General features: G+C 57.8%; 23 protein-coding genes. 10 read left to right on the forward strand and 13 right to left on the reverse strand.

Annotation, left to right across the window (positions count from 1 at the left end):
* Positions 1 to 66: 66 nt before the first annotated feature.
* The 3 genes from ACVWZJ_RS02225 to ACVWZJ_RS02235 all read right to left on the reverse strand — a co-directional run bounded on the left by ACVWZJ_RS02225 (position 67) and on the right by ACVWZJ_RS02235 (position 3,311).
* Positions 67 to 1,347 carry a serine hydrolase gene (locus ACVWZJ_RS02225; protein WP_457394320.1) on the reverse strand — a complete coding sequence of 427 codons (1,281 nt, stop codon included), beginning with the start codon at positions 1,345 to 1,347 and terminating at the stop codon, positions 67 to 69.
* Positions 1,348 to 1,744: 397 nt separating this feature from the next.
* Positions 1,745 to 2,878, reverse strand: coding sequence for a histidine kinase (locus ACVWZJ_RS02230; protein ID WP_457388017.1), 1,134 nt, complete (start codon positions 2,876 to 2,878; stop codon positions 1,745 to 1,747).
* A 250-nt stretch (positions 2,879 to 3,128) separates the two neighbouring features.
* Positions 3,129 to 3,311, reverse strand: a complete 183-nt coding sequence (locus tag ACVWZJ_RS02235; RefSeq protein WP_414352125.1) for a DUF3285 domain-containing protein — start codon at positions 3,309 to 3,311, stop codon at positions 3,129 to 3,131.
* A 168-nt stretch (positions 3,312 to 3,479) separates the two neighbouring features.
* On the opposite strand from ACVWZJ_RS02235, the gene ACVWZJ_RS02240 reads away from it, so the two are divergent.
* A complete protein-coding gene (locus tag ACVWZJ_RS02240) occupies positions 3,480 to 4,130 on the forward strand; it encodes an ABC transporter ATP-binding protein (RefSeq protein WP_011433492.1) in 651 nt (216 codons plus the stop codon).
* Here ACVWZJ_RS02240 and ACVWZJ_RS02245 read toward each other — a convergent pair.
* Entirely contained in the window at positions 4,121 to 5,254 is a 1,134-nt protein-coding gene (locus tag ACVWZJ_RS02245) for a murein hydrolase activator EnvC family protein (RefSeq protein WP_457394323.1), read from the reverse strand. The two genes, ACVWZJ_RS02240 and ACVWZJ_RS02245, sit on opposite strands and share 10 nt — an antisense overlap.
* Before the next feature lie 677 nt (positions 5,255 to 5,931).
* On the opposite strand from ACVWZJ_RS02245, the gene eda reads away from it, so the two are divergent.
* Genes eda through ACVWZJ_RS02260 form a run of 3 tightly spaced genes read left to right on the forward strand, consistent with a single transcriptional unit; the run spans position 5,932 to position 7,691 of the window.
* Positions 5,932 to 6,645, forward strand: a complete 714-nt coding sequence (gene eda, locus ACVWZJ_RS02250; protein ID WP_457394326.1) for a bifunctional 4-hydroxy-2-oxoglutarate aldolase/2-dehydro-3-deoxy-phosphogluconate aldolase — start codon at positions 5,932 to 5,934, stop codon at positions 6,643 to 6,645.
* A gap of 25 nt (positions 6,646 to 6,670) precedes the next feature.
* Complete coding sequence (gene ybeY / locus ACVWZJ_RS02255; protein ID WP_011433495.1) at positions 6,671 to 7,162, forward strand: rRNA maturation RNase YbeY; 492 nt, start codon at positions 6,671 to 6,673, stop codon at positions 7,160 to 7,162.
* Positions 7,146 to 7,691 carry a diacylglycerol kinase gene (locus ACVWZJ_RS02260; protein ID WP_414522155.1) on the forward strand — a complete coding sequence of 182 codons (546 nt, stop codon included), beginning with the start codon at positions 7,146 to 7,148 and terminating at the stop codon, positions 7,689 to 7,691. The genes ybeY and ACVWZJ_RS02260 overlap by 17 nt, the downstream gene beginning before the upstream one ends.
* A gap of 24 nt (positions 7,692 to 7,715) precedes the next feature.
* Here ACVWZJ_RS02260 and thrB read toward each other — a convergent pair whose 3' ends face one another.
* Positions 7,716 to 8,642: a homoserine kinase gene (thrB, locus tag ACVWZJ_RS02265; RefSeq protein WP_011433497.1), complete on the reverse strand. Its 927-nt coding sequence runs from the start codon at positions 8,640 to 8,642 to the stop codon at positions 7,716 to 7,718.
* Between the two features lie 301 nt (positions 8,643 to 8,943).
* Between thrB and ACVWZJ_RS02270 the strand changes: the two genes are divergently transcribed.
* Positions 8,944 to 10,179: an anion transporter gene (locus ACVWZJ_RS02270; protein WP_457394330.1), complete on the forward strand. Its 1,236-nt coding sequence runs from the start codon at positions 8,944 to 8,946 to the stop codon at positions 10,177 to 10,179.
* Between the two features lie 84 nt (positions 10,180 to 10,263).
* On the forward strand, positions 10,264 to 10,992 hold the full coding sequence (locus ACVWZJ_RS02275) for an SDR family oxidoreductase (protein ID WP_011433499.1): 729 nt from the start codon (positions 10,264 to 10,266) through the stop codon (positions 10,990 to 10,992).
* 9 nt (positions 10,993 to 11,001) lie between these two features.
* On the opposite strand, the gene ACVWZJ_RS02280 is transcribed toward ACVWZJ_RS02275, so the two are convergent.
* Entirely contained in the window at positions 11,002 to 11,493 is a 492-nt protein-coding gene (locus tag ACVWZJ_RS02280; RefSeq protein ID WP_457394334.1) for a hypothetical protein, read from the reverse strand.
* A gap of 321 nt (positions 11,494 to 11,814) precedes the next feature.
* Here ACVWZJ_RS02280 and ACVWZJ_RS02285 point away from each other — a divergent pair, with 321 nt between their 5' ends.
* The 3 genes from ACVWZJ_RS02285 (at position 11,815) to ACVWZJ_RS02295 (ending at position 14,876) form a co-directional block, all read left to right on the forward strand.
* The gene (locus ACVWZJ_RS02285; RefSeq protein ID WP_011433503.1) at positions 11,815 to 12,951 is read left to right on the forward strand and encodes a citrate synthase; all 1,137 of its coding nucleotides are present in this window, start codon (positions 11,815 to 11,817) and stop codon (positions 12,949 to 12,951) included.
* A 67-nt stretch (positions 12,952 to 13,018) separates the two neighbouring features.
* Positions 13,019 to 14,086 carry a permease gene (locus ACVWZJ_RS02290; RefSeq protein WP_457394337.1) on the forward strand — a complete coding sequence of 356 codons (1,068 nt, stop codon included), beginning with the start codon at positions 13,019 to 13,021 and terminating at the stop codon, positions 14,084 to 14,086.
* Positions 14,087 to 14,441: 355 nt separating this feature from the next.
* Complete coding sequence (locus tag ACVWZJ_RS02295) at positions 14,442 to 14,876, forward strand: DUF29 domain-containing protein (RefSeq protein ID WP_011433505.1); 435 nt, start codon at positions 14,442 to 14,444, stop codon at positions 14,874 to 14,876.
* Positions 14,877 to 15,034: 158 nt separating this feature from the next.
* On the opposite strand, the gene ACVWZJ_RS02300 is transcribed toward ACVWZJ_RS02295, so the two are convergent.
* The 7 genes from ACVWZJ_RS02300 to purB form a co-directional block, all read right to left on the reverse strand.
* Positions 15,035 to 16,402: an FAD-binding oxidoreductase gene (locus ACVWZJ_RS02300; protein WP_011433506.1), complete on the reverse strand. Its 1,368-nt coding sequence runs from the start codon at positions 16,400 to 16,402 to the stop codon at positions 15,035 to 15,037.
* 112 nt (positions 16,403 to 16,514) lie between these two features.
* Entirely contained in the window at positions 16,515 to 17,312 is a 798-nt protein-coding gene (pstB, locus tag ACVWZJ_RS02305) for a phosphate ABC transporter ATP-binding protein PstB (protein ID WP_011433507.1), read from the reverse strand.
* Positions 17,313 to 17,382: 70 nt separating this feature from the next.
* The gene (gene pstA, locus ACVWZJ_RS02310) at positions 17,383 to 18,276 is read right to left on the reverse strand and encodes a phosphate ABC transporter permease PstA (RefSeq protein ID WP_011433508.1); all 894 of its coding nucleotides are present in this window, start codon (positions 18,274 to 18,276) and stop codon (positions 17,383 to 17,385) included.
* Positions 18,277 to 18,314: 38 nt separating this feature from the next.
* Positions 18,315 to 19,298 carry a phosphate ABC transporter permease subunit PstC gene (gene pstC / locus ACVWZJ_RS02315; RefSeq protein WP_457394342.1) on the reverse strand — a complete coding sequence of 328 codons (984 nt, stop codon included), beginning with the start codon at positions 19,296 to 19,298 and terminating at the stop codon, positions 18,315 to 18,317.
* 147 nt (positions 19,299 to 19,445) lie between these two features.
* Positions 19,446 to 20,507, reverse strand: a complete 1,062-nt coding sequence (gene pstS / locus ACVWZJ_RS02320) for a phosphate ABC transporter substrate-binding protein PstS (RefSeq protein WP_457394345.1) — start codon at positions 20,505 to 20,507, stop codon at positions 19,446 to 19,448.
* A gap of 508 nt (positions 20,508 to 21,015) precedes the next feature.
* Entirely contained in the window at positions 21,016 to 21,996 is a 981-nt protein-coding gene (locus ACVWZJ_RS02325) for an aspartate carbamoyltransferase catalytic subunit (protein WP_414421697.1), read from the reverse strand.
* Between the two features lie 9 nt (positions 21,997 to 22,005).
* On the reverse strand, positions 22,006 to 23,301 hold the full coding sequence (gene purB / locus ACVWZJ_RS02330; protein WP_011433513.1) for an adenylosuccinate lyase: 1,296 nt from the start codon (positions 23,299 to 23,301) through the stop codon (positions 22,006 to 22,008).
* A 133-nt stretch (positions 23,302 to 23,434) separates the two neighbouring features.
* On the opposite strand from purB, the gene ACVWZJ_RS02335 reads away from it, so the two are divergent.
* Positions 23,435 to 24,016: a Uma2 family endonuclease gene (locus ACVWZJ_RS02335; RefSeq protein WP_011430559.1), complete on the forward strand. Its 582-nt coding sequence runs from the start codon at positions 23,435 to 23,437 to the stop codon at positions 24,014 to 24,016.
* The last annotated feature ends 316 nt before the right edge of the window (positions 24,017 to 24,332 follow it).

Below are 24,332 nucleotides of genomic sequence, written 5' to 3' on the forward strand. Positions count from 1 at the left end.
CCGCACTGCTACTGCGTTCGCGTAAGCGTTGCGTAGCAATATGGAAAGATTTGCGGAGTGGAAGACTTAGCGTTCCAGGCTGCCCATGGAGTCCTTGGCCGTTGGATCCTCGGGAGCAGACCAGAACTCATAGGCTGCTTGCGACAGGCTGGCGATCAGCCCTTCGGCTCTGGGATCGTTGGGGGTTTCTCGCTTCACCCACACCGCCGCCACATAGCGCCGCCCGTTGGGCAAATCCAGGATCCCGGCATCCCCCACCACGGAGCTCAAGGTTCCCGTTTTGTGGGCAATGCGCACCTCTTGACCCAAGTTGGGCCGGAAATAGGAGGGCCGTTGGGTGCGCCAGAGAATGTCCAAAAAGCGGTCGCGGCTACGGCGGTTCAACATGCGCCCCTGTTCCACCTGGCTGAGCAGCCAAACCATGTCGCGCGGGCTGCTGGTGTTGGTGCCCTCCAGATCCGGTAGCCACCAAGAAATTTGCGTGTGTTGTAGTCCCCACTGGCGAAATTTTTGGTTGAGAGCCTCCCGTCCACCCAGGCGATCGATGATCAGATTGGTGGCGAAGTTGTCGCTGAGGGTGATCATCAGGGTGGCCGCTTCCAAAGCAGAAACCTGGGATCCGAGGGGTCGGGTTTGCAACACACCAGCTCCCCCTCCCTTGAGATCTTCCCGCAGAGTGAGCCTCTCATCCAGCCGCACCTGTCCGGTTTCCACAGCCTGGAAAAAAGCCAAGAGAATGGGGATCTTGATCACGCTGGCGGCAGGAAAAGCCTGATCCGGCCTAACCCCGGCAAAGGCGCCGGTTTCCACCTCCCAGAACAGAGCCCCTGCCGTCAAGCCCGGTTGGTCGGCCAAAGCGGCCAAGCGCTCCTGCAAAGCCGGGATCGCTTCTCCCGGCAGAATGTTACTCGGGAATGCCGACGGGGGAGGATCCCCAAGCTGCGTCGTGGCCTGTTCTATCCGGCCAGCGGTGGTCGATTGCAGCAGTTGCGAGAGGCCCGCCATTGTCAGGCCCAGGATGAGACTTAAGCTCAGTCCCCTGAGCAACACTTGCCCGAGAGATGGAGAACGTCTCAAGCGGCGAGGCCGGGCAGCCCGTTGGCGCAGACGAGCAATGGCTTTCTGGCGAGCAAGACGCAGCGGTTGAGGAGGGGAAACCAATAGGGATCCCCTGGGGGCAGGAAGCAGGCGACCAGATCCCGTTCGCAGCTTTGACTCCGCCGGAGGTGGGACGGCGTTCTTGGCAGGTTGTGAGGGGCGGCGGGGATCCCGCGACTTCTCTCGCAAAGGCCCACGGCCCGCTAGCGCGGATGGATCGGTGCCTTTCCTCTCCCTTGCTTTGGTCATGAGAACGGTTGCCTTTTCCCGACAGCGGTGCGGAGTACTAACGCCATGCTCCTAACAGACAATGCTGACCGTTTCACCGACTCAACTTCGGTGAGCTTGGCTTAATTAAACCCACAAATTGACCAACCTGACCTACGATTGCAAAACGCCCATCAAACCGTCCTCGCGACACGAAGCCTAGCAACAACCCCGCCAAAGGCAGGATGAGTCCCTGTTGCCAGAGCATCCACTCGGAGTCGTTTTAAAAACTTAGGTTGATCCGTGACCCCCCTTTCCCTCTGGAAGAGGGGCTGGGAATAGTCGCGGAAGCGGCGCGGAGCGCTTTTGCCAAGTCCAGGAAAACCGTCAGATCTGTTCTCTCTGAGGGGGCTCACACCCATGGGGAGCCAGCTCCCGGCTAGCCCTTGCAGAGCCGATACACGGGCAAAGTGAAATGAAAGCTGCTGCCTTTGCCCAAGGAAGACTCCACCCAAATCTGGCCGTAGTGAGCGCGCACGATCCGTCGGCAGAGGGAAAGGCCGATGCCATAGCCCTCCTGCTGTTGATCCCGGGACAGACGGACAGAATCGGAGAAGATGCTCTCTTGGTCGGCTTCCGGGATCCCAGGGCCAGTATCGCTGACGGTCACCTGCACCTTTTGGCTGGTGCGATGGAGGACATCGAGGCGGATGGATCCCCCGGCGGGGGTGTACTTGATGGCGTTGTCCAGCAGGTTGAACAGAACTTGGCGGATCTTGTCGGGATCCACGTGAACAGAGGGCAGATCCACGGGAATATCCGCTTGAAACTGCAGCCGCTTGCCTTGAATGCGCGGCCACAGCTCCTCGATCACCGACTGACACAGAGTGGGCAACTGGGTTTCTACGGCTCGAATTCTCAGCTCCGAGGCAGCGCCGCGGGCCGACTCCAGGATATCGGTGATCATGCTGTCCATCTTGCGCAGTTGCTGGCGGGCGTGATCGAACAACTGCCGCTCCAGGGCTTTGTCCAGGGATCCCTCCCGCCCCTGCTGCAGGGTTTCGACCGCCAGAGCCGTGGCCGTCAGGGGGCTGCGCAAATCATGCACCAGCATGGCCAGAACGCGATCTTTGAAGTCCAACTGCTCCCGCAATTGGGCCCGCTCCTGCCGCAGCAAAAACACCTCTTCCGACATTTGCAACAGCGCCTCGGTGGTCGGAGGGGAGGCGGGATCCCGTCCTGCTCCTTCTTGATGGGCGGCCAAAGCCGCTTGGCCTTGCCAACGAGGCCACCACACTTCCAACTGCGTCGCCAAGTCTGCGCCCGCCAAAACTTGAGCGGGCAAGGGCTCAGCCTTGACCAGAGCCGGAGTGGCCACCAGCTTGTAATGCTCTGCCAGGTAGGGGTGCTCCTCCAGCGGCACCACTTCCAGTTGAGCAGGGTATTGGCCGGGCAACCCCTGGATGTGCTGGCGCAGATGCTCCTCAAGCTCGGCAACAACAGCTCGACTCTTGGCGAACAGCAGCAGGCGAATGACAGAACGAGCGGAGGTGAGGTCTGGCGAAGTTTGCATAGGCCAAAATCCAAAAGCCAAAGGTTGGCGTTTCAGCAGCCGGGATTGCCGTGCGCTCGTTCGCGGAAGCGGACCGTAGGTCTAACCGTAGGAGCCATTGCTGCTTGTTCCTTCCTAACACTAACCTTGGGAAAAGCTTAAAAAGGGACATGGAGTGTAACAAGAAAGACCCCTCAGCGTGTATCTTTCCCGGCCGAGGAACAGCCGCAGGAGAGTATGGCCAGAACCCGCCCACGGAACTTAACAGAACTTAGTGAAACAGGTAGGCCAGCCCCACCAGCAGGGCCACCAACCCCACCGCTGTCAGGGTGAAGTGAAGCAGGGAAGTCTTGCCTTTGCGCACCATGTTGCGCATGGCCAGGCGGGTGTAACTCAGCTGGGGGGGGGATCCCGCCCCAACCGAAGGAGAATCTGCAGAAGAAGGCTGCGCCATCAGGATAACCAGAGCGATAATTTACCCTACCTTCAGGCTAGCTTAATCTGCTCCTCCGGATAGAGGTGTTTCCCAAGCTTCGACCTTCCCGCTGAAGAAGGGCCATAGCTGTCGCGCGGGGATCTTCCGGTGCCAAAATAACGACAGCATCCCCCTCTTTTGCCCCCCATGTTGCAAGTTCAGCATCTTTCCTACCATCCGGCAGGCGTTTCCCAGCCCATTCTCAACGATCTTTCCTTTGAGTTGGGCCTGAACCAGTTGGGGCTGATCGTGGGCAAAAGTGGGGCGGGCAAGAGCACCCTGCTGGAGATTTTGGCTGGCTTGGCGCGGCCCACCCAAGGACGGATTACCTGGGGAGGGGCAGAACTTTCCCCCAACCGCTTGCGCAGCATGGCGGGGTTGGTGTTTCAGTTTCCAGAGCGCCACTTTTGCGGCTTGACGGTGCTGGAGGAAATGCGCTTTGGTTATCCAGAGCTACAGAGAAAAGAGATCGAAAACGCCCTCAGACAGGTGGGATTGGAAGGGATCCCTCTACATACCTCCCCAAACCGCCTCAGCGGCGGGCAACAGCGGCGCTTGGCCCTGGCCGTCCAGTTGATCCGTGGCCCGTTTTTGCTGTTGCTGGATGAGCCGACGGCAGGATTGGATTGGTCGGTGCGACGGCAGTTGATCGAGCTGTTGGCTCGGCTAAAGTCCACCTGGACGGTGTTGGTGGTTTCCCACGACCCGGAGGAGCTGTCCTCCATTGCCGATGTGCGGTGGACATTGCAGGCGGGATCCCTGAAGCTGTTGCCGACGGAGGCTTTGCTTCACAGGTAGCGGCGGGGATCCACCGGTTGGCCGTTGACGCGCACTTCAAAGTGAACATGGGGCCCGGTGGAGAGGCCGGTGGAGCCGGAAGCAGCAATTGCTTGCCCCCGCTGCACCTGCTGGCCTACCCCAACGGCAACGCGGCTGTTGTGGGCGTACAGGGTGGTGATGCCGCCCCCGTGATTCACAATCACCGTGTAGCCATAGCCGCCGTACCAGCCGGCGTAGATGACGGTGCCCCGGTCGGAGGCTCTCACCGCAGTGCCGGTGGGCACACCAAAATCGATCCCCGCATGAAAGCGGCGACTGCGGTAGATGGGGTGAACCCGCCAGCCAAAGCCACTGGTGATCGGCCCGCGCACCGGAGCGATGAATCGGCCCGTCCCTTGAACGGGATCCCTGCCCCCCTGCTGTTGGGCCTGCTGGGCGATCAGTTGCTGGATGAGGAGAGTCAACTGTTGGGAATCGGCTTCCAGCCGCCGTTGGGCTGCTTCATAGGCCGCGCGTTCGTTGGCCAAGCGGCTCAACAGCTGCTCTTGGGCGACCGCCTGCTGCTGCAGTTGGTTCTTCTGGGCGGCCAGCTCCTGCAAAATCAAAGAGATCTCGTTGCGCTGCATCTCCAGAGCAATGCGCTGTTGATCCACCTCTTTGGCCATTGCTTGCAGCTCTTGGATCAACTGCCGATCCGCCTCGATCAACAGTTGCAGTTGGTGGCGGCGGTCGAAAAACTCGTTCAAGTCACGGCTGGTGAGCAGCAGAGCCCACCAATGTTCGGCCCCCCGTCGCTGCATGTAGCGCAAACGGGCAGCCGTGCCCTGTTGCTGCCGTCTCAGGCGGTCTTCCAGCTCCTGCAGCTCCCTTTGAGCTTGCTCCAGCGCTTTCTGAGCTTGTTCCAAGCGATACTGATTGTCGCGAAGGCTGGATTCGGTCTGTCGAAGGTTTTGCTGCAGGGATCCCATGCGGCGGCGGGCTTCTTCTTCTGCTTGGCGCAGTTCTCCCAAGCGGCGCTGAGTGCTCTGGATTTGTTGCTGGATCTGCTGCTGCCGCTGTTGCAATTGGTTGACATTCTGCGCCTGAGACGGGGCAACCCCCCCCAGTCCCCCCAACAGCAAGAGGGTGAGCAATCCAAGCATCACCCACACTTTCAGTCTGCGTGCCCCACGACTCAGACTCGTCACTCCTCACACCCTCTGCGACTGACCCATCGACCCTAAGGATACAAAGATCCCCACGGATCTGAATCGGGCCTGAGCTGGCTATTTAGGGCTACTCCGAACAGCAACAGAAGAGCCAGACAGTAGCGACTCCACCTCCGGATCCCACAGGCCTGACGGCATGCAACTCAAGCGGCAGCAACCTCAACGGACTAGAAAAACTAGGAAATGACGATAAACTGGCCGCTCACCTGCTGGCAAACCTCACGCTTAGAAGGCCAACCAAAAAGTTGCCTCATACAGACGGGATACCTTGCGGCACCTTTGGTTTGAGGAATCTTCCTCCTCTTCTCTGCTGAGTTCAGCACCGGTTAGGGAGAAAACAAGGCCAGAGCAGGAACCAGCAACGCCGTGAAAAGCTGGGAAAAGCAAACACTCCGGCAAAGGCCACGAACGCGCAAACAGTTGCCCCTATAAAACACCGGCTTTGCTTGTTCCTGAGTCATCTGCTAGGCTTTCCCTTGAAAGAAAAGACGTTTAGGCTTTATGGTTTGTCATTATTTCATTGGCAGGCTGACTTTTTCGTTTTTGGATTGCAATTAAACTTAAGCTAAACCCAAGCAACTGCAAAACACTGAGCGGGTATTTTCCTACAGATGGCATTCGAGGATGCTGAGTGCAGTTTCAGAAAAGGGTTACAGCACCCCTGGTTACTCCATCTGTGGCAGCAGCCGCTGATTGCCGTGATCCGCCTCTGGGCCAGCCCAGCCCAAGCTCTCGAGGGATCCATGCTGGCCATCCGGGCCGGGATCCGCCACATTGAAATCACCACGCAAGTTCCCCAATACCTGGAGTTGATTGCCCAACTGCGGCAAGACCACCCGCAGTGTTGGATAGGGGTGGGCACTGTTCTCAATCGACAGATGGCGGAGCAGGCTTGGCAGGCAGGAGCCCAGTTTTGCGTTTGCCCCTTCACCGATGAGCAAGTCATCCGTTGGGGTCGGGAGGTGGGGCTGCCCATCGTGCCCGGTGCCCTCACCCCCGGCGAGATCTGGAGGGCGTGGCAGGCGGGGGCAACGGCAGTAAAGGTGTTTCCGGTGGAGAGCATGGGGGGATCCCGCTACCTGCGCCATCTACAATCGGTGCTGGGATCCCTGCCGTTGATCCCCACCGGGGGAGTCACCTTGGCCAAGGCAGCGGAATACCTGCAAGCAGGGGCCTGGGCGGTCGGCGTTGCCGGAGATCTGTTCCCGCCAGAGGATTTGCATTCGGGCTGCCATGAGCTGGAGAATCGACTACGACAGGCGCTGAAACAGCTGGCAGAGCAAAGAAGCAAAACCTGGCCCAATCTGGGCAAACCAGTAGAATAAGGGGCGTGGTGTGAGTGAGGCCCGCATGGATGGATTTTTAGATCTCTATCTGCAATTCAACATCCCCAGCCCGATTGAAGAAGCCACTTGGCGTCATTGGTTCGAGATCTGGCTGAAAGAGCTGGGAGTACAGGAGCCATGCGAGCTCAGCCTTTGCCTCACTTCCGATGAACACATCCGCCAGCTCAACCGCGAGTTTCGCCATCTCGACGAGCCCACCGATGTGTTGGCCTTTGCCGCACAGGAGATGCTTGCCCCCTTTGGGATCCAAGACATAACGGGGGTACGCCTACTGGGGGATATTGTGATTTCGGTGCCCACCGCCCGCGCACAGGCCAAGGCGCAGGGGCATCGTCTTTCGCAAGAGTTGGCCTGGTTGGCCAGCCACGGGTTGCTCCATCTGCTGGGGTGGGATCACCCGGATGAACTGTCCCTGCAGCGCATGTTGCAGCAACAGCGACAGTTGCTTGCCGCCATCCAACTGGATGGGGAGGTGGCCCATGGCCAACAGCCCTAGTCGGTTGCCGGAGCGTTCTCGCCTGGCGGTGTTCCGGCGGCGCGTCCATTCCAGAGACCCAGCGCAGCCATCTGAGGCGGATCGGGCAGCCAGTGCCGAGCCCTTGGGAAGGGATCCCTGGCGACGCCCCCCCTCTTGGCAAGTGGCTGACAACCTGGGCAAAAGTTTCTACTACGCGGGCAAGGGCTTGGTCTATGCCATCCGCACCCAGCGCAACTTGCGCATTCACATGGTGATGGCGGTGATGGCCTTTGGCCTTGGGCTGGGCCTGCGGCTGAGCGCTGTGGAAATGGCCCTGATCAGCCTGACCAGCGGTTTGGTGATGGCGCTGGAGCTGGTGAATACCGCTCTGGAAGCAGTGGTGGATCTCACCCTGGGCAGCAAGTACCATCTCCTGGCCGAGATCGCCAAAGATTGCGCGGCGGCAGCGGTGTTGATGGCGGCAGTGGCGTCCTTGATGGTGGCGGCTTGGCTATTTCTTCCGCCCTTGGTGTTGCTGCTGCAAGATGGCTTCCCGGCAGCAGGGTAGCTCCCCGATTGGACAGGAAGTTTCCTATCCAGACGGCTGGGAGTGGATCACCACCCGTCCTCCCTGCCGGTCCAGGTTGAGCAGTTTGGCCTCCGCTTCAATATCCAACTGCGCCCAAGCGCTGACCATCGCGGATCCCACCCGTTCCCGATTCTCGGGAGCACAGAGGGCCAGAAGAGTGGGGCCGGCTCCGCTGATCACCACTCCATAGGCTCCGGCAGCCATGGCTGCAGCTTGAACCGTTTTGAACCCGGTGATCAGCTCCATACGCGCCGGCTGGTGCAGCCGATCCTGCAGGGCCACCTTCAGCCAGTCCACCCGCCCCGACTGCAAGCTGCGAATGAGCAGGCCCAGATGGCTGCTGGAAAAAACTGCATCCGCCAAGCTGACGGATTTGGGCAGGATCTCGCGGGCCGCTTGGGTGGAAAGCTTAAAGTTGGGCACCACAGCCAGGATGCCAATGCTCTCATGCCACTCCACCGGACAGAACACCCATTGCCCCTGCTGTCCCTGCACACAAAGCTGACAACTGCCCTGCAGGGCGGGCACCACATTGTCTGGATGGCCTTCTAGGGCAATGGCCAGTTGTAGGAGGGTTTCGGGAGCTAAGTTGAGTGCTCCAATGGCATTGGCCCCCAGCAAGCCGCCGACAATGGCGGTAGCAGAACTGCCCAACCCCCGCGCCAGCGGCACGTTGAGGGTGATTTCGATTTCTACCCCCGGCACAGGCTTACTCAGCAACTCAAAGGCGCGGCAAAAAGCCCGGTACACCAGGTTGTCCTTGCTTTGGCTGATGTGGTCGCTGCCGCGGTAGTGGATGCTGAGGCCGGAAGGGATCTCGCGAAAATAGAAGTGATTGTAGAGCTCTAGGGCTGCACCGATGCAGTCGAACCCTGGCCCCAAGTTGGCGGTGGTGGCCGGGACGATGACCTCTACGCGTTCTTTGACCAAGGGGACAACTCCTCAGTGAACGGTGGGTAACTCAATGTCTGCGGGCTCCCATTATCCTACGAACGATGGCCAGACCTTGGATATTCTCGCCACCTCTGCTCGGTCTGCAGCTCGCCGAGGCAAACGCGCTGATCCAGCGGAGCTTTTGGACTATCCCGAAAGGTTTCTGACCATGATTGGTTCTTGTGACTTAATTTGTGACTTATTGAGTATCGGGGATGTTGGGCCTGTTTCAACTCCAGCCTTTGCCATTGGCTGAACCCATCAGGGATCCTGAAAGAAGTGCGGGAGGGATCGGGGGGTGCAGGGGCTGTCTTGGTTGGTGTTGGGTTTGAGCTATGTCGGGTTGGGACTGGGATCCCTGCCTAGGTTGCGTATGAACCGGGCCACCATCGCCCTGGTGGGATCCGCCCTGTTGATTGGCTTGGGGACCTTGTCGCTACGGCAGGCTTGGGAAGCCATTGACCCGACCACGATTGTGTTTCTCCTGAGCATGATGGTGGTAAATGCCAGCTTGTCTTATGGGGGGGCTTTTCAGTTGGCTTTGCTGGGCTTGATTCGGGTGAGCCGCAGCCCCTTTGGCCTGTTGATCATGCTGGTGTTCGGCAGCGGGCTGCTCTCGGCTTTCCTGCTCAACGACACGCTGGCGCTGGTGTTTACTCCCCTGACTTTGCAGGTCACAACGGTGCTGGGGTTAAACCCGATTCCCTATCTGCTGGGCTTGGCGGCAGCCACCAACCTGGGATCCGTCGCCACCCTGAGCGGCAACCCGCAGAATATCCTGATCGGCTCCTTCTCTGGGATCGGCTACCTGGAGTTTGCTGCCCAGATGACCCCCATTGCCGTGGTAGGGCTGCTGCTGGAAGTGGGGTTGCTGTGGTTGTACTACCCTGAGGTGCGCTCGTTGAAACCCTTTGCTCGGGTGCCTTGGCTGCCGCTGCGGCTCTACCCGCCCCTGTTGCGCAAGAGCGTGGTGATTACGGGGGGGCTGTTTGTGGCCTTTGTAGCCGGACTTCCCTTGGCAGAATCGGCTTTGGTGGCGGCGGCCCTGTTGTTGATTACCCGTAGGCTGAAGCCAGAGCGATTTTTGGAGCAGGTGGACTGGAATCTGCTGGTGATGTTTTCCGGGCTATTCATCCTAACGCGGGCAACGCGAGAGCTGGTAACTGCTTGGGGGATGAGCTTGGGATCCTTGGCAGAGAGTCTGGCGGGATCCCCTCTTGCCCTGCTGAGTAGTGTGGCCGTTTTATCCAACCTCATCTCCAATGTGCCGGCGGTGCTGTTGCTGCAATCGTTCCTGCCCCGACAGGAGACCACCGCTTGGCTGTTGCTGGCTGCCGGCTCCACTTTGGCGGGCAATTTGACTCTATTTGGGGCGGTGGCCAATTTGATCACAGTCGAGGCAGCGGCCAAAAAAGGCTACGTGCTCTCGTTTGGGGAACATCTGCGCTTTGGCCTGCCCCTCACTCTGCTGACTTTGGGGTTCAGTGGGTTGTGGCTGTGCCAGCCCTTTCTGTCTTCCCCATCGCTCAGATGACCTCTGTCGAGGGATCCAGTGGGGCTGTGACTGGCTTGTCGGGATCCCTGTGTATGATGGGAAAAAGAGTTTAAGAAACGTAACGTGTCTTCTCCGCTATCGCAGGCAGTTATTTTGATCACAGGGGCAACAGGGGGTATCGGCAGCGTCCTGGTGCCCATGCTGGCTCAGGCCGGATCCCATCTGGTGTTGGCCGCTCGGCGAGAGGAGCCCCTGCGAGCTCTGGTGGAGAAATCAGCCTCTTTGGGGGCTGCCTCTGGATTGGGGATCCCCACTGATGTGACGGACTATGCCCAGGTAGAGGCCCTGGTCAACCAAACGGTGCAAAAGCATGGGCGCATTGACGTGCTGATTAACCTGGCCGGGGCCGGGATCCTGAAGCCTGCTCCCCAGCTAACCCCCGCAGACCTGGAGCGAATGCTGGCGGTCAACCTGAAGGGCAGCTTCTACACCAGCCAACTGGCTGCCAACCCCATGCGGGAGCAAAAATCCGGCCACATCCTCAATTTTCCCGGCGTCCTTGGACGTTATCCCATGGCGATGGCCTCTGCTTACTGTGCGGCCAAGTTTGGGGTGGTCGGGTTTAGCAAGTGCATGGCCGATGAGCTGAAGCGCTTTGGGGTCAGATTTACGCTGTTTTACTTCGGGGGCATCGACTCACCCTTCTGGGATCCCATCAGCCTGAAGGTGCAACGAGACAAGATGCTCAGCCCTGCCACGGCTGCGGAAGCCATCTGCTTTGCCCTTACAGCGCCCGCTGGTGCTGTACCCAGCGAGATCGTGTTGCAGCCCGAAAGCCATCAGTTCCTCTGACTGGGTTCTTCAGAGCTGTCGATGGGTGTGGGGGTGCTGTTTGATGTTGTCGGCATCCTTCACTTCCACGACCGCATTGAGGATCCGCCGGGGCTCGACGCTGTGATTGAGCCTGAACACCCCCTGTTCTGGAGTGCAGGTTTGGTGCAGGGGGATATGGCGAAACTGGGGCTTGCTGCGATAGGTGCGGGCCGCTGCCTGCACCCGTTCCACGAAGTCTTCTCCCAACAACACCCCTGGCGGGAAAACCTCGGCAGGCAAAGTTGGGATCCCGTTGTTCACGATCTCGGCGTAGGTTGTGGCGTAGAGGAGAACATAGGAAGTGCTGCGGCGTTCTTGGGCCAGGCAGTCCAAATCGGCAGCAGGCACCGGCTCGGCCACCAAAACCTCTACCAGGCGACCTTCCTGATCCTGCTGGAAGCAAGTGGCCACTCCCAGCACCACGTACTCCAGTCCTTGCACTGGGCTGGAGCCAAGGTGAGTTTGAGCAGTATCCGACATCGGTGCCGATCTCCAAGCGGGGGAGCAAATTTTTGAGGCTCCGGCAAGCGCCAAGATCCCTCAAGCCGGGCGCAGTTCTCACCATAGCAACAATTTTTGCGTCGGGCAGCGGGAGCTGTTGCAAGATAGAAGGCGGATCCCAGCCTAGCTCTCTGTGAAGGATGACAGGGGCAGCATTTGGCTACAGGGATCCAAAATTTGCTTTACTGTAGCGAAGCGGGGTCAGTACTGCCCGAGGGGAGCAAGGGGTTGGGTTCCAGGCACCTTTGGCAACTCTTGATTCATCATTATCTAGGAAATACTTGCTCTAAGGATCCGACCATGGCGGATGGCGAATACAGACCAGGCTTGGAAGGCGTTCCGGCCACACGCTCCAACATTAGTTTTGTGGATGGCCAGGCGGGGATCCTGGAATATCGGGGCATCCCCATCGAGGAATTAACCGCCCACAGTACCTTTCTGGAGACAGCCTACTTGCTGATCTTTGGAAAGCTGCCGACCCAATCGGAGCTGGACAACTTTGATCAGGCGATCCGCAGTCATCGACGGGTGAAATACCGCATCCGCGACATGATCAAGTCGTTTCCGGAGTCGGGCCACCCGATGGATGCTCTGCAAACCTGTGTGGCGGGCTTGGGGCTGTTTTACCCGCTGCGGGAGATGGATCCCGACTATGTATTCGGCACCGTCACCCGCTTGCTCTCCAAGCTGCCGACCATGGTGGCCATGTTCCACCAGATGCGACAGGGCAATGATCCCATTCCCCCGGACGACAACCTGGATCATGCTGCCAATTTCCTATACATGCTCTCGGGCAAGAAGCCGGATCCCTGGTTGGCCCGCATTTTTGACATCTGCCTGATCCTGCACGCCGAGCACACGGTCAATGCCTCTACGTTTGCCCTTCTGGTGAGCGCTTCCACGCTGGCTAACCCCTACAGCAGCCTGGCCACGGCGGTGGGTACCCTTTCGGGGCTGTTGCACGGGGGGGCCAACCAACAGGTGATGATGCTGCTGCGGCAAATCGGCTCGGTGGAAAATGTACGCTCGTTTATCGAGGAGAAGCTGGCCAAAAAACAGCGCATCATGGGCATGGGTCACCGGGTTTATAAGGTGAAGGATCCGCGGGCCACCATCCTGCAGCGGCTGGCCGAAGAGCTATTTGAGCGCTACGGCCACGACAAGTACTACGACATTGCCCTGGAAGTGGAACGGGTGTGTGAGGAGTTGCTAGGGCCGAAGGGGATCTACCCGAATGTGGACTTCTACTCAGGGTTGGTCTACGCCAAGCTGGGGATCCCAGAAGATTTGTTTACACCGGTGTTTGCCATTGCCCGAGCGGCGGGTTGGCTGGCCCATTGGCGGGAGCAGTTGTCCGATAATCGGCTTTTCCGACCCACCCAGGTGTACACAGGCGAACGCCAGCAACGCTATATCCCCATAGAAGAGCGAGGTTGAGAGCCGTTTGACAGGGCGCTGGGCCGGGATCCAAACTCAGTAAGGCCCAAATTGTGCGTGAGGCGGTGTGTTGAGCCTTTTAGACTCTCCCCTTTGGCGAGACGGGTTCACCCTGTTTCTGAGCATTGTGGTGCAGGCCATGCCATTTTTGCTGCTAGGGGTGTTTCTATCGGGGCTGCTGGCGGTGTTTGTCGAGGGATCCCAGTTGGCCCGTTTCCTGCCCAAAGGCAAAATCGGCAGCGCGGTGGCCGGTGGCGCTTTAGGATTCTTTTTCCCGGTGTGCGAGTGCGGCAACCTGCCGGTGGCCCGTCAACTGGTGATCAAAGGGATCCCACCCCACGTGGCGGTGGCCTTTCTGTTGGCGGCGCCGGTGTTTAACCCGGTGGTGATCTTTTCCACTTGGATTGCCTTTCGCTCCATGCCGGAGCTGGTGATCTACCGAGTTCTCTTTTCCTTCGGCATTGCGGTTGTCGTCGGCTTGATCTTCAGCCTGCAAAAGGATTTCCAGCCTCTGTTGCAGCCGTCAGTCTGGCGGGAGCTGCAGCGCAATTGCTCCCAAGAAGCTGATCCGAAGAACATCTCCCGCTCGCCGTTGTTGCAGGGGGGCACCTTCTGGATTGGATCCCAGAGCCCTGCTCAAGGGGCCTCTGGCGGATCCCTGGCCACTTTACAAACGGCTGAAGATGTGTATCGCTCTGCTCTGGCCGCTGCGCCTTCTCCCTCCAGGGGACAAAAAGGAGTTCTCCTGCTGCAGACCTGGGCCAGGGAGATCCGCGAATTGGGATCCGTGCTCATCTTGGGCTCGGCGATGGCGGCCCTGATTCAAACGGTGATCCCGCGTTCGTTTGTGCTGGATTATGGCCAAGATGCATTGCTCTCAATCCTGATCATGATGGCCCTGGCCGGGATCATCTCCATCTGCTCGACAGTGGATGCCTTTTTCGCCCTCTCCTTTGCCGCCACCTTCACGCCGGGATCCCTGTTGGCTTTTATGGTGTTTGGGCCGATAGTAGACTTGAAAGCCATAGGCTTGATGCTCACTCTGTTCAAGCCCCGCGCCATTTTCTACTTCGTGATCTTGGTCTTTCAGCTTACTCTGGTGGGAGCTTTAGCCATCAACTACTATGGCAGTTAAAGCGTTTGTTTGAACCTTTCTCCACAGGGACACCCTCTCCATCCAATCTCCGTCAAATATTCGTCAAATATAGTTGCTTCAGTTTAGGGTAAGACGCCTGGGCTTCTGATCGCGCCAGCGGGACGGAGTCCTTGAAAAGCCTTCCGGCTCGGTGCACTTTAAGTGTGGGTGCAGTGTCCTGCTTTAAATCGAAATGACTATAGAAAGAGTTGCCTGGATAAGGTTTGTCACCAGAGGACTCTGCTCCCAGACGGTTGAGAACTCAGGTGTTACAGGTTTTATTGTAGTAAACTCAAGAAGGACGTAGTCTGGATTTCATAATTATCGCGACCCTATTTTTCAGCAGGACAAAGCTATGAGCAATCTATACTCGACAGACTTTAACTTGTGGATTGACCGAACAACCCGGCTATTGCGGGAAAGGCGCTGGCATGAAATTGACCTAACACACTTAATTGAAGAGGTTGAGAATTTGGGTAAGAGCGAACGACGAGGGATTACCAGTCAATTAACTCGCCTTCTGCTGCATCTGCTCAAGTGGCAATATCAACCTCAGCGCCGTTCAGATAGCTGGCTAGATTCCATTACAGATGCGCGAACCCAAATCGGATTGGCCATAGAAGATAGCCCTAGCCTAAAAGGTTATCTGGTAGAGCAACTTGAAGAGAGTTATCAACGGGCGCGCCGCCAAGCAGCCAGGCAAACGGGGATAGAAATCTCGACATTTCCAGATGTCTGTCCCTACTCTCCAGAGTTGGTGCTGGCAGAAGATTGGCTGCCGGAAGTTTGACAGTCCACACCACAAAGCATTTAACGGTGGACAGCATTCCCACAGTACTGACTGTAGAGCTTTGGACTGGTGTTGTCCTGCCCAGACAATCCATCAGGGATTAAACATGGGCAATACAGATAGACCAAGGCCAATTGCTGTGCTACTGTTGCTATTCCTCAAGCAGAGGCGCGCTCCTGCCAGGTGCGCATCTTGCCCGGATTGAGCAGGCCATAGGGATCCACTTCTTCTTTAAAACGAATCTGGCGCGGATCCATCACTTTGCGCCCGCCGTCTTCGATGATGAAAGTGTGGGGGTTGGCAATAAATACTCCCTGCTCTTCGTGGTAGCGCATGATCTCGTTCAGGCGCTCTTCGGTGGTAAAGCGGACAATTTGCAGGCCGACGGGGGTAGCTTGCCCGTTGATGCGAATCCACTCCAGGTGCATCAGCACTTCGTCGCCAAAATACTCGTACATGTGCTGCACCAGCTTCAGCTCCCGATCGGCAGGAAAAGCCGATTGTAAATAAGTCAGGCTGGGATCCACGCTGCGGCAGTGCAAAGTGGTGTGGTTCCAAGAAAATTCCCCCAGCGAGATCCCCTTGCTGGCCTCCTGGGCCGTTTTGTTGTAAACCACTTGGCCCCCATGTTCCCGGACAAGCTCCAACAGCGGCTCCAGGCTGCATTCGGCCACCATCAACAGGGCCACAGCGGATCCTTCTGGCAAATGACCCCGCAGCGGTGCAAAGTAGCTGGGGATCGGCCAAGCGTGCAGGCTGATCATCTTCTTGATGATCCCATCCGCATCGCCCAGGGCCTGGCCAAAATGGGCACAGGGCATAAACCCTCCTGCGGGGGGAAAAGCCACCACCAGCTCTGCCCAAGGGTAAGCAGGCGCCAGCGGGATCTCCACCTCGGTGATGATCCCATTGAGGCCCCAGGCATGGCTCACTTGGAACACCTCGTCTCCCCGCAGCTCCAGCACCCGCGGCTCTTCCTCCAGGGTGACCACCCGCAAACCCAAGATGTTGCCGCGATCCCGCAGTTGGCCGTAGGTCACAGAGCCAATGCCGCCGCTGCCGCCGGCAATGAACCCCCCGATGGTGGCCGTGCGATAGGTGGAAGGAGCCATGCGGATCTCCCAGCCCATCTCCCGGGTGTGTTTGTCGATGGCCATCAACTTGGCCCCCGCCTGCACCCGCGCCAAGCCCGGCTTTGCCCAAAGCACCTGGTTGAGCTTGCCCATGTCCAGGATCACACCCCCGGCCAGCGGGATACATTGGCCGTAATTACCGGTACCGGCACCGCGCACCGTAACCGGGATCCGCAGCCTGGCACAGGCCGCTGCCACCCGCATCACCTCGGCCTCATCGGCGGGGCGCACCACCAAATCTCCCCGCTTGTCGCTCAGTTGTCGGCTCAGCACGGGGCTGTAGTGGTAAAAATCCAACGACAACTTGGCCACCTGAGCCGGATCAGTGATGATCTCAATACCCTCTAAGTCAGAAGGCAAAGCCTGCAGCTTGTCAGGAGCGGCAACGATCATAGGTATCCGTATTTGGGTGCAACGGTTCTTCAGACTCCATCATCGGCAGAAATTGCCTGCAAAAGGGTTTGCCGAGAACAGTATGGGAAGGATCCCTGTCCGGCCAGGTCGATTAGCCGAAGCGGCCCTCCACATAATCTCTTGTGGCTTGCTTGGTGGGGCTGTTGAAGATGACTTCAGTTCTGTCAAATTCAATCAGCTCGCCCACACGGTTGGATCCCACCAGCTCCACGCTGAAGAAAGCCGTCATATCCGAGACGCGGCTGGCCTGCTGCATGTTGTGGGTGACGATGATGATGGTATATTCCTCCTCCAGCTCCTTCATCAGCTCTTCGATACGGCGGGTGGAAATGGGATCCAGTGCCGAACAGGGCTCATCCATCAAAATCACATCCGGCTGTACCGCCAGAGCGCGGGCAATACACAAGCGCTGCTGCTGCCCTCCCGACAGCGACTGACCATTTTCTTTCAACTTGTCTTTGACTTCATCCCAGAGGGCAGCCCGTTTCAGCGAGGTTTCCACCACCTCGTCCAAGTCTACCTTCATCCCCAGCACCCGCGGGCCGTAGGCCACGTTGTCGTAAATGCTTTTGGGGAAGGGATTGGGTCTTTGGAAGACCATGCCGATACGCCGCCGCACCGCCACCGGATCGACCTCTTTGGCGTAGAGATCCTTGCCGTGGTAGGTGAGCTTGCCCTCTACACGAGCACCGGGGATCAAATCGTTGGTGCGGTTGAAGCAACGTAGGATCGTGCTTTTGCCACAGCCGGAAGGGCCGATAAACGCAGTAATCTGTCGGGCTGGGATGTCCAGAGTAACATTTTTTACCGCCAGATTGGAGCCATAGTAGACATTCAGGTTCTCGGTCCTGAAAACGTAAGAGGTCTGGTTAAGAGATTGAGTTTGCATGGCAGCACTCACAAAAAGAGCTAGAGTTCGACGAAGAGTTCGATTCAAGACTTTGTTGAGAATCCTCAGGCTATTTCCTGGTCTTGTACACCAAAAAGCGAGCGGTCAAGCTGGCCGCCAAAACAATGGCTAACAAAACCAAAGCGCCCGCCCAAGCCAGCTCCTGCTGCACCCTGTAGGGAATGATGGAGAAAAAGTAGACCATCACCGGCAAGGTAGCCACCGGGCCAAAGAGATTAGTAGACCAGAAATTGTTGTTGAAGGCGGTAAAGAGCAGAGGTGCAGCCTCGCCTGCCGCTCGGGCCAAAGCCAGGATTAGCCCGGTTACGATGGCCGGTGCCGCTGCCGGCAAAACAACGCGCATTGTGGTCTGAAAGCGATTTGAGCCCAGGCCAAGGGAAGCCAAGCGCATGTCGGGCGAAACCAGCAGCAACGCCTCCTCGGTGGAGCGGATGACAATCGGCAGCATCAGCACGCCAAAAGCCACCCCTCCCGAGAAAGCCGAAAAGCCGGATCCCCTCACCACCACAGCATAGGCAAACAGGCCGCAGAGAATGGCCGGTACCCCCGTGAGCACATTGCAGGAAAACTTAACCAGATAAGCCAAGCGGGTGCCGCGACCGAATTCAGACAAGTACACTGCCGCCAAGATGCCGAAGGGAAAGCTCAAAGCCGCCCCCGTAGCCAGCACCATTAAATTGCCGACAATTGCGTGACCAAAGCCCCCTTCCGCCAGGCCAGGGGCAGGGTAGCGGGTCTGGGTGAGGACATCCCAATTTATCCGCTGGATGCCTTCCTTGCCCACATCCCACAGCACCCAAGATAGGGAAGCTATGATCACCGCCACAAAGAGGCCACTCAGCAGGGTTAGGACAATGCCTGTGTAATTGCGGACAGGGGCAATGGCGGCACGAGTAATGTCGATGTCAACCTTCTCAGGGGCAAGCTGTGCTGAGTCGGACATGATAACAGTGCTCCTTCATCTTCTTTCTGCTTCCCAAGTTACTGCTCCAAGTTTTGAAACTTGCGGATGATGATCTCGGCAACAATGTTGACCAATAACGTCAGCACCATCAGCACCACGCCGGCATACATGAGAGCCGAAACCTGCAAGCGTCCTGCCTCGCCAAACTGAGAGGCAATCAAGCCAGTAATGGTGGATCCCGGCTGCATTAGGGAGATATTGATGCGGTTGGCGTTGCCGGAAAGCATGGCCGCCACCATGGTCTCTCCCAGGGCCCGTCCCAGCGCCAGCATGATCGAGCTGACAATGCCCGACAGGCCGGCAGGGATCATCACCGTTAAGAGGGTCTCCCAGCGGGTTGCCCCCAGAGCCAAAGCGCCCTCTTTTAGGCTGCGTGGTAGAGATTCAAAGGTACTGCGGGTAATGGAGATGATGATGGGAGAGATCATGATCCCCAGCACCATAGCCACTATCAACAAGCTGGGCCCCCGCGGAGCCGGGCCACCCAAGAAAGGGATCCAACCCAGCGTCTGGTTAATGGCTCGAAAGATGGGCCGCACTGCTGGAATCAGCACAAAGATCCCCCATAGCCCCAGCACCACACTGGGAGTGGCCACGATCAGCTCAATGGCAAAGCCAATCGGCTCCGTTACCCACTTGGGGGCAAAACCTTCCGTCAGGAAGATGGCAGTGCCAATGCCCAGAGGGATGGCAAAAATCAAAGCCACCAGAGAGGTTACCAAACTGCCATAAATCTGTGGTAGCACCCCGTAGATGTTTTCCACCGGGTTCCAGCGGGCAGTAACCAGGAAGCCCAAGCCAAACTGCTGAATCGCCGGCAGAGCCGCTTCGGTGGTTTGAAGAATCACCCAGATGAGGATAATGCCGGCAAACCCTGCCAAGGCCAGCGTCAGGCGGACAAAGCCCACATCAACAGCCCGAGACAGGCTCGCCTTTTTCTCAATGTCAACATCGATATCCGGGTTTGGTGGTGAACCATAACCCGTAGCCGCTGAAGTCATAGCCTCTCTCCCATGATCATCTTCGGTTCAAAACTTTCCTAAAAATCCCACCGTGCAAGGTAAGCCCAGCAGCCGACCGGGAAAGCCTCATCTGCCTCCTCAGCCGGCCACCAGCTCCACTCTAGTGGAGTTCAGGCTGCAACCCAGTCATCGCACCGCCTTGGGGTTAACGGTGATGGCATCCAGCTCTGCAAAGATCCGCTGGATAGCCGCCTCAGGCATAGGGATGTAGTCCAGCTCCTTGGTGATGGCTTGACCCTCTGGCCCCTGGGTCCACTTCAGAGCCTCCACCAGCTTGGTCAGCTTCTGCTGATCGGGATACTCGCGGTACAGCATCACCCAGAACAAGCCCACGATTGGGTAGTCATTTGGCCCTTCAGGGTCGGGCACCAACAGCGCAAAGTTATCAGGAATGGGAGCATCCAGCGCCGAGGTAGCTGCCTCAGTCGAGAACTCAACAATGTTGCCCGCTTTGTTTTCCAAGCGAGCAGTGGCCATCTTTTCCAGCTTGGCATAGGACTGGTTCACGTAGCCAATCGCCCCTGGCTCCTGCTTGATGGTGGCGGCTACGCCCTCATTCCCTTGGGCTCCAATGCCAACAGGCCACTCGACAGAAGTACCAGCACCGGCTGTCCAATTAGGGCAGACAGTTTTGATGTGGTTGGTGAACACAAAGGTAGTCCCAGAACCATCAGAGCGGTGTACCCAGGTGATGTCCAGGGGTGGCAGCTTGTTTGCTATACGTGGGTTCTCGGCCTTGATGCGAATGTCGTCCCAGCGAGTGATCTCGCCGGTCACGATGCCGCAGTAGGTTTTCCGCTTCAGGATGAGCTCTCCGTCTTCAATGCCGGGCAGGTTATAGGCAAACTCGATGGACCCTCCCGCCAGAGGCAACTGTAGGGGCTCATAGCCGTATTTAGCTCGGAAGTTTTCCAGGCGAGCACCGGAGAAAGGCGCCTCGGAAGCGCCGAAGTCCACAGTGCCATTGATCACCTGCTCTAGGCCAGCACCACTACCGACAGACTGATAGCTGACTTGCACAGCGGGGTCTACGGTGCGGTTGTAGGCGTCAAACCAACGTTGCAGCAAAGGAGCCGCAAAGGTCGCGCCCGCCCCGGAGATTTGCACGGTTTGGGCTTGAGCCGAGGTCGCTGTTAGAAATCCTACTGTTAGAGCGGTGAGGGAGAAAGCAGAAAGCAGGGTTCGCATAGGTAATATCTGTGGCAAATCAACATCTTCAACCCTATAACCTCAAAGTTAACGGAGGGATATCTAAAGGTTAACTTTGGGTTAAGTCAAGAGAAAAATCGATATTTTTGAGTGTGCTGGCTCGTTTCCAAACCTCGATTTTCCATCTGGTGGTTTTGGCCAGTTTGGATTTCAGCAAAATCAGGATCCTGGAGCCCAGGATCCGCGAAAAGGCTTATACTGCTGAACTTCTATCTCATTTGACAACCAATCAAACGGACACAACTTGAATAAGAGCTAAGCTTAGACGGCTGCAAAAAAACTCGATCCAGATCCAAGATGTGTAAAATTTGAGACAAAGATGTTGCTCCCCTCTCGGCAAGCTTGGACATGATTTCAGCAGGGCGGGAAAAGCCCCGCCCAGAGATTCTTTCGGCTTTTGGCAGAGAGAATTGGTTAGAAGATAGACTCCAACCTTCTAGACGTGGGGCAGCTCTACATGTTCCCCGAGCAGAGAAAGATCTGGGCTCTAAGCTGGGATCCGCCCGCCCCCCATGAGGTACAGCAGGGCCATGCGCACCGCCACGCCGTGGGTGACCTGCTGCTCAATCAGGTTCAAGCCGGGATCCTCCATCACCTCGGAGCTGAGTTCCACACCGCGATTGACCGGGCCGGGGTGCAGAAGCTTGACATCCGGGTGGCACAGGCGCAGTCGTTGCCGCGTGAGGCCGAAGAAGTGATGGTACTCCTGCAAGCTGGGGAGAAGGAACTCGCTCATGCGCTCCTGCTGCAGGCGCAAGGTGATAACAAAACGCGCCCCTTCGAGGGCAGGCTCCAGCTGCCAATGGACAGGGAGCGTGTGGCCGGGTACAAACTGGGCAAAATCTTTGGGCAATAGGGTGGGAGGGCCGGCTAAGTGAACCTCAGCTCCGGCGGCCACCAGGGCGTAGATATCGGAGCGGGCCACTCGCGAGTGGAGAATATCGCCGACAATGGCGATTTTGATCCCTTGCAGCAACTCCAGACGGGGACGCCGGGGATCCAGATGGCTGCAGAGGGTAAACAAGTCCAGCAGGCCTTGAGTGGGATGTTCGTGCAGGCCATCCCCGGCATTGAGAACGCCCACAGGGGATCCGCGGCGGTCGATCTCGGCAGCTAATTGTTGGGGCACTCCTGCCTGGGCATGGCGAACGATTAAGAGATCGGATCCCATGGCCAGAAAGGTGCGGGCCGTATCCAAGAGCGTCTCCCCTTTGCTCAAGGAAGAGGTGCCTGGGGAAAAGTTGAGCACATCGGCCGAAAGGCGCTTGGCCGCCAGCTCAAAACTGGTACGGGTGCGGGTGGAAGGCTCGAAGAACAGCGTCACCACCACCTTCCCCTGCAAGGTGGGCACCTTGGGCAACCGCCGCGTCAACACCTCCTGGAAACTGGCGCTGGTCTGCAAAACCATCTGGTATTCTTCGGGAGTAAAATCCGCCAAGCCCAAGACGTGCTGCCGCTGCCAAACCATAGGGGATCCTCAAATGCCCAGGCGGGCAAAGATCTCGTCCAAATGGGTTAGGTGGCGCCGCGGATCAAAACAAGCCTGCAGTTCCGCCTCGCTGAGGTGGGCCATCACTCGGGGATCCGCCAGCAGATTGGCGCGGAAATCCCCGCCGGGCTGGTTCCAGGCGCGGTGAGCATTTTCCTGCACCAGGCGGTAGGCTTCCTCGCGGCTAAGGCCCTTCTCCACCAAAGCCAGCAGCACCTGCTGGCTGAAGATGACGCCGCCGTAGAGGTTGAGATTGCGCTCCATGTTGCGAGCGTGAACCTGCAGCTGGCCCACCAGCTCCGCCATGTTGACCAACAGATAGTGGCAGAGGATGGAGGCATCCGGCAGGATGACCCGCTCTACGGAGCTGTGGGAGATGTCCCGCTCATGCCAAAGAGGAATGTTTTCCAGAGCCGGAAGGGCATACCCCCGCAGGAGGCGGGAAATCCCGGTTAGCTGTTCAGATTTGATGGGGTTGCGCTTGTGGGGCATAGCAGAGGATCCCTTTTGGCCGGGGGCAAAGTACTCCTCAGCCTCCAGTACCTCTGTTCGCTGCAGGTGGCGGATTTCAGTAGCAAAGCGCTCTAGGGAAGAGCCAATCAGAGCCAAGGTTTGCACGTATTCAGCGTGGCGATCCCGCGAGATTACCTGTGTCGAGGCTGTATCGGGCTTCAGGCCCAGGCGAGCGCAGGCCAACTGCTCCACCTGGGGAGGCACGTTGGCGTAGGTGCCCACGGCGCCAGAGATCTTGCCCACCGCCACCACTTCCCGCAGGCGAGCTAGGCGCTCTTGGTGGCGCAGGCACTCGGCCAGCCACCCTGCCAGCTTAAAGCCAAAGGTAATCGGCTCGGCGTGAACACCGTGGGTGCGGCCGATCATGAGGGTGTAGCGGTGCTGCCGAGCTTGGTCGCGGATAGCAGCGATGAGGTCGGCCAGGCGGGCTTGCAAGATCTCCACCGAGGCCACAAGCTGCAGGGCCAGGGCCGTATCCAACACATCCGAGCTGGTCAGGCCCAGGTGGATGTAGCGCCCTGCCTCGCCCACGTGCTCGTTGAGGTTGGTTAAGAAGGCAATAACATCGTGCTTCACTTCCGCCTCAATTTCCAAAACCCGCGCCGGGTCAAAGGCGGCTTTGGCTCTGATCTCCTGCAGGGCTTCTTGCGGGATCCGCCCCAGCTCCGCTTGCGCTTCACAGACAGCCAGCTCCACCTGCAGCCAGGTCTGGAGCTTGTGGGCAGTGGACCAAATCTGGCCCATTTCGGGCAGAGTGTAGCGCTCGATCAAGGTGCCTTTTCCGTCGGTACAGTAGGATGAGCTAGGCTATTTTAGCCTTTGGCGTCCCCCCTCGAGGAAAAGCCGCTGGGGGATCCCTGCGGGCTTGGCTTGCGGTGTCGAAGGAGCAGCAAGGAGTTTGCAGATGACCGTCGGAGCTGTGCCAACTCAGGGAAAAAGAGCTTGGACAGCCGAAGAATTCATGGCGTTGTCCAGGGAGGGACATCGCTACGAGATTGTTGATGGGAAGCCAATTGATATGGGAAGCGCGGGGGCACTCCATGGTTATGTCTGCAGCCTCCTATTGGCAGCTTTGACCCCCTACGTTTTGTCCAACAAGCTGGGGATCGTTTTAGATTCCAGCACTGCTTTTAAGATGAAGAGTGGAAATTGGCGCTCCCCTGACATCTCTTTTTTTGCTAAAGAACGCTTGCAGGGCATGGCTGAACTGCCCACAGGATTTTTGGAAGGCGCTCCAGATCTGGCTGTTGAAGTGCTTTCCCCCCGCAATACGGTTGAAGAAATTCATGACAAGCTGGTGGAGTACTTTGAAAATGGCAGCCGCCTGGTTTGGCTGGTTCACCCCAGCGAGCACTACGTCCTGGTGTATCGCAGCTCTCAAGAGCCTGACCGCCTCCTGAAATCGGTTGATCTTCTAGAAGGTGAAGAGGTTATTCCAGGATTTGCCCTGCCGGTGGCTCATCTATTCCAGAAGCTTTCCTTGTAACATCCCCCCGCCCTCACTCTAGCCAATAGAGCTTGGGCCTCCCAACCTTGCCATTGGGCATTCCTGCCCCGCGTCACAGAACGACTTGGCAGAGGAGTCGGTATCTCGACCCTGACTTTCCCGCCAGAGCGCGGAACTTGTAGCTCCCCGCACCCCTTGCAAGTTAAGTGCAGGGGGTTGCCCCTCTCGCCGACGGTCTATATTGAACTAGTTCGGGATCCGAAGAGCATGACTCTAGTCAATAATAAGCTCAACTATACTGAAAATAATGTATAATATGTTCAGTACGGATTACTACCAGTTGATCTTTCTGTTT

Source organism: Thermostichus sp. OS-CIW-29 (assembly GCF_054058195.1).

What these genes read in the sequence shown, in the direction of transcription:
- ACVWZJ_RS02225 (WP_457394320.1), bottom strand. Translation starts at nt 1,347, where the DNA reads ATGACCAAAGCAAGGGAGAGGAAAGGCACCGATCCATCCGCGCTAGCG.
- ACVWZJ_RS02230 (WP_457388017.1), bottom strand. Translation starts at nt 2,878, where the DNA reads ATGCAAACTTCGCCAGACCTCACCTCCGCTCGTTCTGTCATTCGCCTG.
- ACVWZJ_RS02235 (WP_414352125.1), bottom strand. Translation starts at nt 3,311, where the DNA reads ATGGCGCAGCCTTCTTCTGCAGATTCTCCTTCGGTTGGGGCGGGATCC.
- ACVWZJ_RS02240 (WP_011433492.1), top strand. Translation starts at nt 3,480, where the DNA reads ATGTTGCAAGTTCAGCATCTTTCCTACCATCCGGCAGGCGTTTCCCAG.
- ACVWZJ_RS02245 (WP_457394323.1), bottom strand. Translation starts at nt 5,254, where the DNA reads ATGCTTGGATTGCTCACCCTCTTGCTGTTGGGGGGACTGGGGGGGGTT.
- eda (WP_457394326.1), top strand. Translation starts at nt 5,932, where the DNA reads ATGGCATTCGAGGATGCTGAGTGCAGTTTCAGAAAAGGGTTACAGCAC.
- ybeY (WP_011433495.1), top strand. Translation starts at nt 6,671, where the DNA reads ATGGATGGATTTTTAGATCTCTATCTGCAATTCAACATCCCCAGCCCG.
- ACVWZJ_RS02260 (WP_414522155.1), top strand. Translation starts at nt 7,146, where the DNA reads ATGGCCAACAGCCCTAGTCGGTTGCCGGAGCGTTCTCGCCTGGCGGTG.
- ACVWZJ_RS02280 (WP_457394334.1), bottom strand. Translation starts at nt 11,493, where the DNA reads ATGTCGGATACTGCTCAAACTCACCTTGGCTCCAGCCCAGTGCAAGGA.
- ACVWZJ_RS02285 (WP_011433503.1), top strand. Translation starts at nt 11,815, where the DNA reads ATGGCGGATGGCGAATACAGACCAGGCTTGGAAGGCGTTCCGGCCACA.
- ACVWZJ_RS02295 (WP_011433505.1), top strand. Translation starts at nt 14,442, where the DNA reads ATGAGCAATCTATACTCGACAGACTTTAACTTGTGGATTGACCGAACA.
- ACVWZJ_RS02300 (WP_011433506.1), bottom strand. Translation starts at nt 16,402, where the DNA reads ATGATCGTTGCCGCTCCTGACAAGCTGCAGGCTTTGCCTTCTGACTTA.
- pstB (WP_011433507.1), bottom strand. Translation starts at nt 17,312, where the DNA reads ATGCAAACTCAATCTCTTAACCAGACCTCTTACGTTTTCAGGACCGAG.
- pstA (WP_011433508.1), bottom strand. Translation starts at nt 18,276, where the DNA reads ATGTCCGACTCAGCACAGCTTGCCCCTGAGAAGGTTGACATCGACATT.
- pstC (WP_457394342.1), bottom strand. Translation starts at nt 19,298, where the DNA reads ATGACTTCAGCGGCTACGGGTTATGGTTCACCACCAAACCCGGATATC.
- pstS (WP_457394345.1), bottom strand. Translation starts at nt 20,507, where the DNA reads ATGCGAACCCTGCTTTCTGCTTTCTCCCTCACCGCTCTAACAGTAGGA.
- ACVWZJ_RS02325 (WP_414421697.1), bottom strand. Translation starts at nt 21,996, where the DNA reads ATGGTTTGGCAGCGGCAGCACGTCTTGGGCTTGGCGGATTTTACTCCC.
- ACVWZJ_RS02335 (WP_011430559.1), top strand. Translation starts at nt 23,435, where the DNA reads ATGACCGTCGGAGCTGTGCCAACTCAGGGAAAAAGAGCTTGGACAGCC.